Source organism: Allobosea sp. CER48, from assembly GCF_044752385.1.
Classification (GTDB): Bacteria; Pseudomonadota; Alphaproteobacteria; order Rhizobiales; family Beijerinckiaceae; genus Allobosea.
In genome coordinates this window covers 1-6,631 of sequence record NZ_JBIWYK010000159.1, presented here as the reverse complement: position 1 = coordinate 6,631, position 6,631 = coordinate 1, and the positions used below count along the sequence as shown (strand labels likewise).

Here is a 6,631-nt window from a genome sequence, read left to right as displayed (position 1 = left end):
GATGCGCATCGGCTTGCGCCAGGCCCATCGTTTGGGCCGGACCTTGCAACATGCGTTACCGGCGATCCTGCTCACCATGATCGCCATCTCATCGCGCAGCGACGCTATCGCTGAGACTAACAATGCGAAGCCGCCTCCGGCCGGGTGGACGGAGACGGCTTCTCGACGGCTTACTCGGCGGCCTGCAACACAGGCTGCTCGATATCGTGCCGGGCGAGCGGGCGGTTGCCCGCAAGTTTCCTCATCAGCACGTAGAAGACCGGCGTCAGGAAGATGCCAAAGGCCGTGACGCCGATCATGCCGGCGAAGACCGCGATGCCCATCGCCTGCCGCATCTCGGCGCCGGCCCCGGTCGAGATCACCAGCGGCACCACGCCCATGACGAAGGCGAGCGAGGTCATCAGGATCGGACGCAGGCGCAGGCGGCTGGCCTCGATCGCGGCCTCGACCGGCGTCCTGCCCTCGAATTCGAGCTCTCGAGCGAATTCGACGATCAGGATGGCATTCTTGGCGGATAGCCCGACCAGAACGACGAGGCCGATCTGGGTGAAGACGTTGTTGTCTCCGCCCGAGAGCCAGACGCCGGTCAGTGCCGCGAGCAGGCCCATCGGGATGATCAGCAGGATCGCGATCGGCAGCGTCATGCTCTCGTACTGGGCGGCCAGCACCAGGAAGACCAGCAGGATCGCCACGGGGAAGACAATGACCGCCGAATTGCCGGCCAGGATCTCCTGATAGGTCAGCTCGGTCCATTCGAAGGCGAAGCCCTTCGGCAGGGTCTCCTTCGCGATGCGCTCCACCGCCTCCTGCGCCTGTCCCGAAGAGAAGCCCGGGGCTGCGCCGGCATTGATGTCGGCCGAGAGGAAGCCGTTATAGCGCATGGCGCGTTCGGGGCCTGAATCGGTGCGCACGTTCAGCACCGCGCTGAGCGGGATCATCTCGCCCGAGCTCGAACGCAGCTTGAGCTGGCCGATATGCTCCGGCTGGGCGCGGAAAGGCGCATCGGCCTGCACGCGCACGGTGTAGGTGCGGCCGAAGCGGTTGAAGTCGTTGACATAGGTCGAGCCGAGATAGGTCTGGAGCGTGTCGAACACCTCCGTCACGGGCACGCCGAGCTGGCGGGCCTTGGTGCGGTCGATATCGGCATAGAGCTGCGGGACATTGACCTGGAAGCTCGAGAACATGCCGGCGATCTCCGGCGCCTGCGCCGCCTTGCCCATGAAGGCCTTGGTCGCCTCGTCGAGCGCGGCATAGCCCAGCCCGGCGCGATCCTCGATCTGCAGCTTGAAGCCGCCGATCGTGCCGAGGCCCTGAACGGGCGGCGGCGGGAACATCGCGATGAAGGCTTCCTTGATGCCTGAGAATTCCTTGTTGAGCTGCATCGCGATGGCGTTGCCGCTCAAGGACGGATCCCTGCGCTGGTCGAAGGGCTTCAGGCCGACGAAGACGATGCCGGAATTCGACGAGTTGGTGAAACCGTTGATCGAGAGGCCGGGGAAGGAGATCGCGTTCTCGACGCCCGGGTGCTTCAGCGCGATCTCGTCCATGCGGCGGATGACATCCTCCGTGCGGTCGAGCGTCGCGGCATCGGGCAACTGGGCGAAGCCGACGAGATATTGCTTGTCCTGGCCGGGGACGAAGCCCGAGGGCACCGCCTTGAACAGAACGCCGGTCGCCCCGAGCAGCACGACATAGACCGCCAGCATCACCGCGCGATGCGAGATAACCCGGCGCACGCCGCCGCCATAGGCCTCGGACGAGCGGTTGAAGAAGCGGTTGAAGGCGCGGAAGAACCAGCCGAACAGCTTGTCCATGAAGCGCGTCAGCGCATCCTTCGGGGCGTGATGGCCCTTGAGGAGCAGCGCGGCGAGAGCCGGCGACAGCGTCAGCGAGTTGATCGCCGAGATCACCGTCGAGATCGCGATGGTCAGCGCGAACTGGCGGTAGAACTGCCCGGTCAGGCCCGAGATGAAGGCCAGCGGCACGAAGACCGCGACCAGAACAAGGGCGATCGCGATGATCGGGCCGGAGACCTCGCGCATCGCCTTGTAGGTGGCTTCGCGCGGCGAGAGACCGTTCTCGATGTTGCGCTCGACGTTCTCGACCACGACGATCGCGTCGTCGACGACGATGCCGATGGCGAGCACCAGCCCGAACAGGCTGAGCGCATTGATCGAGAAGCCCATGAGATACATCACCGCGAAGGTGCCGACGACCGAGACTGGCACGGCGACGAGCGGAATGATCGAGGCGCGCCAGGTCTGCAGGAAGACGATGACCACGAGCACGACGAGCGCGACGGCTTCGAGCAGCGTCGAGATCACCGCCTTGATCGAGGCGCGCACGAACTGGGTGGTGTCGTAGACGATCGAGTAGTCCACGCCCTCGGGCATGTTCTGCTTGATCTCGCGCATCGTCTCCTGGACGCGGTCGGCGATCGCGATGGCGTTCGAGCCCGGCGCCTGGAAAACGGGGACGGCGACGGCCGACTTGCCGTTGAGCAGCGAGCGCAGCGCGTAATCCGCCGCGCCGAGCTCGATGCGGGAGATGTCCTTCAGCCGGACCACCGCGCCGTCGGCCGCGGTCTTGACGATGATCTCGCCGAACTGCTCCTCGTTCTGGAGGCGGCCCTGGGCGTTCACAGAAAGCTGCAGGTCGAGGCCCGGCGCATTCGGCGAGGCGCCGATGACGCCGGCCGCGGCCTGGACGTTCTGGGCGCGGATCTCGCGCACGACATCGCCGGGGGAGAGGCCGTGCTCGGCAACCTTCTGCGGGTCGAGCCAGACGCGCATCGAATAGTCGCCCGAGCCGAAGAGCTGGACCTGCCCGACGCCGTCGATGCGGGCGAGCCGGTCCTTGACGTTCAGCACCGCGTAGTTGCGCAGATAGGTCATGTCGTAGCGACCGTTCGGCGAGGTGATATGCACCACCATCGTCAGGTCCGGCGAGCTCTTGACCGTGGTGACGCCGAGCCGGCGCACCTCCTCGGGCAGGCGCGGCTCGGCCTGGCTGACGCGGTTCTGCACCAGCTGCTGGGCCTTGTCCGGGTCGGTGCCGAGCCGGAAGGTGACGTTCAGCGTCATGACGCCGTCGGTCGTCGCCTGGCTCGACATGTAGAGCATGCCCTCGACGCCGTTGATCTGCTCTTCAATCGGCGTCGCCACCGTCTCGGCGATCACGCGCGGGCTGGCGCCGGGATACTGCGCCCGCACGACGACCGTCGGCGGGACGACTTCGGGATATTCCGAGATCGGCAGGGCCCTGATCGAGAGCAGCCCTGCCAGGAAAATGAGGACAGAGAGGACCGCCGCGAAGATCGGCCGGTCGATGAAGAATTTCGAGAGGTTCATTGTGCGCCCCCTTTCGAGCGGCTTATTGGACCTGTGGCCACGGACCCGCTCTTGCGGCATCCGTGGCTGGTCGTGCTGGTCAGCGTTGCGCGAGTTCGGTCGCCGTCTTCTTGAGTTCGCTCTTTTCGGCCATCGGCACCGGCTCGGGCGCGACCGTCGCGCCGGGGCGCACGCGCTGCAGGCCGTTGACGATGATGCGCTCGCCGGGCTTCAGGCCGGCATTCACGACGCGCAGCCCGTCATGGGCGGCGCCGAGCGAGACCTCGCGCCAGGCCGCCTTGGCATCGTCGCCGACCACGAAGACGAACTTCTTGTTCTGGTCGGTGCCGACGGCGCGCTCGTTGATGACGAGTTGCTGCTCGGCCTTGGCCTGACCGAGCTGGACCCGGACGAACTGGCCGGGCATCAGCCTGCCGTCGGGATTGTCGAGCCGGGCGCGAACGCGGACCGTGCCGCTGGCGCCGTCGATGCCGTTATCGACGAAATGCAGCTTGCCGGTGAACTGCGCTACTTGCGCCGTCGCTGTGGTGAGCCGGACCGGAATCTGTTCCAGCGCCCGCGAACCGTCCGGCAGCGAGGCGAGGGCGTCGAGCACGCTGCGTTCGTCGGCATTGAATGCGGCATAGATCGGATCGACCGAGAGCAGCGAGGTCAGGACCTGCCCGCCGGCCGCGATCAGGTTGCCGACGGTGACGTCGAGCCGGCCGATGCGGCCGCTGATCGGGGCGCGGATCTGGGTGTAGTCGAGATTGAGCTGTGCGGTGCGGCGGGCGGCTTCGGCGGCCTGAAGATTGGCCTGCGCCTCCCGCAGATTGTTCACGCGCGTGTCGACATCGCGCTGGGAGAGGTTGCGGGTCGCCAGCAACTGCTGGCCGCGCTCGTTCTCGCTCTCGGCCAGCGCGACCCGCGCCTTCGCGCCCTGCACCTGCGCTTCGGCGCGCTGGAGGTCGGCGAGATACGGCGCCTGGTCGATGCTGACGAGCAGGTCGCCCCGCTTCACGAGATTGCCCTCGCGGAAATGCACGGCCTCGACGACACCAGCGACGCGCGACCGCAGCTCGACGCGCTCGATCGCCTCCAGCCGACCGGAGAATTCGGCCCAGGGCACGACCTCGCGCGCCTCGACCGTCGCGACCGAGACGGGGACGGCAGGCGGAGCGGCAGGAGCGGTGTCGCCCTGAGCGCGGGTGCCGGAGAGGGTGAAGACCGCGACGGCGCTCAGTGCGACGGAGGCGGTGAGGCCGGCTAAAAGGCCGCGACGGTTCGTTCCCGGAATCATGGGGTCGGTCCTTCCTTGGAGATGCTGGGGGTGTTCGGGAGGGGCGGGCCGCTAGGAGGGCGCGGTCCGTTCATAGAAGGCGGCGATTTCGCCGCAGCTCTTGCAGAGACAGGAGCCTTCCTCGGCCGCATCCGCATAGGCCTGCGGCCAGCGCGTCGGCGCGGTGAACTCGACATGGCGGACGGCGATGCCGGCCTGGCCGAGGCGGGAGGCGTACTGCGCGGCTTCATCACGCATCGGGTCGTCCTGCCCGCTGATCAGCAGGGCCGGGGGCAGGCCGGCGAGGCGCGTTGCCTGGAGTGGTGCCGCATAGGGATGAGCGGCGCGCTCGGGCGTGCCGAGATAGTCGGCCCAGCCATCGGCCCAGCGGCAGCCGACCGGGCCGGCCTGCGCGCCGCGCAGCGAAGCGGTGCCGAGGCAGGCGTCGAGCATCGGCGAGAACAGGATCTGGCCGGCCAGCGCCGGGCCGCCGCGATCGCGCGCCATCATGGCCAGCGCCGCGGCGAGATTACCGCCGGCTTCCTCGCCGGCGATGTAGAGCGGCGCACCGCGCGTCGCCCAGCGATTGCGCCCCCTGGCAAGCGCCTCGAGCGCTGCATAGATGCGCTCCAGCGTCTCGGGGAAGCGCTGCACCGGCGCGAGCGGATAGGAGAGCGAGAAGACGACCGCGCCGGCTTCCGTCAGCGCGGTGGCGACGGCCTGCCCCTGTGCCGGCGAGCCGCTGTTGAAGTGGCCACCATGCAGGTGCAACACGAGGCCGGCATTGTCCGGAACTTCGGCGGGAACGTACAGGCGGCCGGTGAAGCTCTCTCCACGGGCGCTCAGGGTTTCCTCCCGCCAGAAGACGGAGAGGATCGGTTGCAGTTTCTGCGCGGCGATCGCGGGCATGGCTCACCCTCGCTGTTGCGTTGCAGCACGAGATAGTGAATCGGCATTCCGGAATAAATACGCTATTCGCTCATTCATTGTTCACGTAGGGAAACAATCAGAGGGCTTATGGACCAGCTTGCCGCGATGCGGGCCTTCGTGCGGGTCGTCGAGACCGGGACCTTCACGCGCGCCGCCGATCTCCTGGACATGCCGAAGCCGACCGTCACCAAGTTGATCCAGCAGCTCGAGGCGCATCTGCGCGCCAAGCTCCTGAACCGGACGACGCGGCGCGTGACGGTGACCATGGACGGCGCAGCCTATTACGAGCGTGCGCTGCGCCTGCTCGACGAACTTTCCGAGCTCGATGCCAGCCTCACGCTGGCGCAGGCGCGGCCGAGCGGGCGTCTGAGGGTCGACTGCAGCTCGTCGCTGGCGGTCTCCGTGATCATCCCGGCGCTGCACGAGTTCCATGCGCGCTATCCCGATATCCAGCTCGATCTCGGCCTGAGCGACCGGCCGGCCGATCTGATCGGCGAGAACCTCGATTGTGCGGTGCGGGCCGGCGAGATCGTCGACCAGAGCCTGATCGCACGGCGCATTGGCGAGATGCAGCTCATCACCTGCGCGACGCCCGACTATCTCGCTCGCTTCGGCACGCCGTTGCATCCGCGCGACATCGAAAACGGGCACCAGATCGTCGCCTATCGGCCGGCCCTTGGCGGGCGGGTGCTACCGATGATCTACCAGAACCGCAGCGAGACGATCGAGGTCACCGCGCGCTACGCCGTCGCGCTCAATGACGGCATGGGCTATCTCGCCGCCGGGCTTGCCAGCCACGGCATCATGCAGTTGCCGACCTTCATGGCGCGCGTCCCTGTCGCGGACGGACGACTGGTGCCGCTGCTGCTGGACTGGTGCACGGCGCCGAAGCCGCTGCACATCGTCTATCCGCCGAACCGTCATCTCAGCAACAAGGTGCGCGTCTTCGTCGATTGGCTGGCGGAGCTGTTCGCGCGCGAAGAGTTCGTCCTGACGCGCGGCGCCGGCTTCCCGCCCGGCTGCCTGCCCGGGATTTTGCCGGCGATGCCTGCGCCAACCTCGCCGAAGGCCGATCAGCTGCCTTCGAGCGGCA

The 6,631-nt window shown here is 67.4% G+C and carries 3 protein-coding genes and 1 pseudogene; 1 reads left to right on the top strand and 3 read right to left on the bottom strand.

What is annotated here, in order from left to right:
* Nucleotides 1-170: 170 nt before the first annotated feature.
* From ACIPIA_RS08115 to ACIPIA_RS08105, 3 genes are all read right to left on the bottom strand, one after another.
* On the bottom strand, nt 171-3,350 hold the full coding sequence (locus ACIPIA_RS08115) for an efflux RND transporter permease subunit (protein WP_400508377.1): 3,180 nt from the start codon (nt 3,348-3,350) through the stop codon (nt 171-173).
* 79 nt (nt 3,351-3,429) lie between these two features.
* On the bottom strand, nt 3,430-4,629 hold the full coding sequence (locus ACIPIA_RS08110) for an efflux RND transporter periplasmic adaptor subunit (protein ID WP_400508375.1): 1,200 nt from the start codon (nt 4,627-4,629) through the stop codon (nt 3,430-3,432).
* A gap of 51 nt (nt 4,630-4,680) precedes the next feature.
* Complete coding sequence (locus tag ACIPIA_RS08105; RefSeq protein WP_400508373.1) at nt 4,681-5,517, bottom strand: alpha/beta hydrolase fold domain-containing protein; 837 nt, start codon at nt 5,515-5,517, stop codon at nt 4,681-4,683.
* 108 nt (nt 5,518-5,625) lie between these two features.
* On the opposite strand from ACIPIA_RS08105, the pseudogene ACIPIA_RS08100 reads away from it, so the two are divergent.
* Nucleotides 5,626-6,507 (top strand): annotated as a pseudogene (locus ACIPIA_RS08100) (LysR family transcriptional regulator); the annotation flags it as partial.
* Between the last annotated feature and the right edge of the window lie 124 nt (nt 6,508-6,631).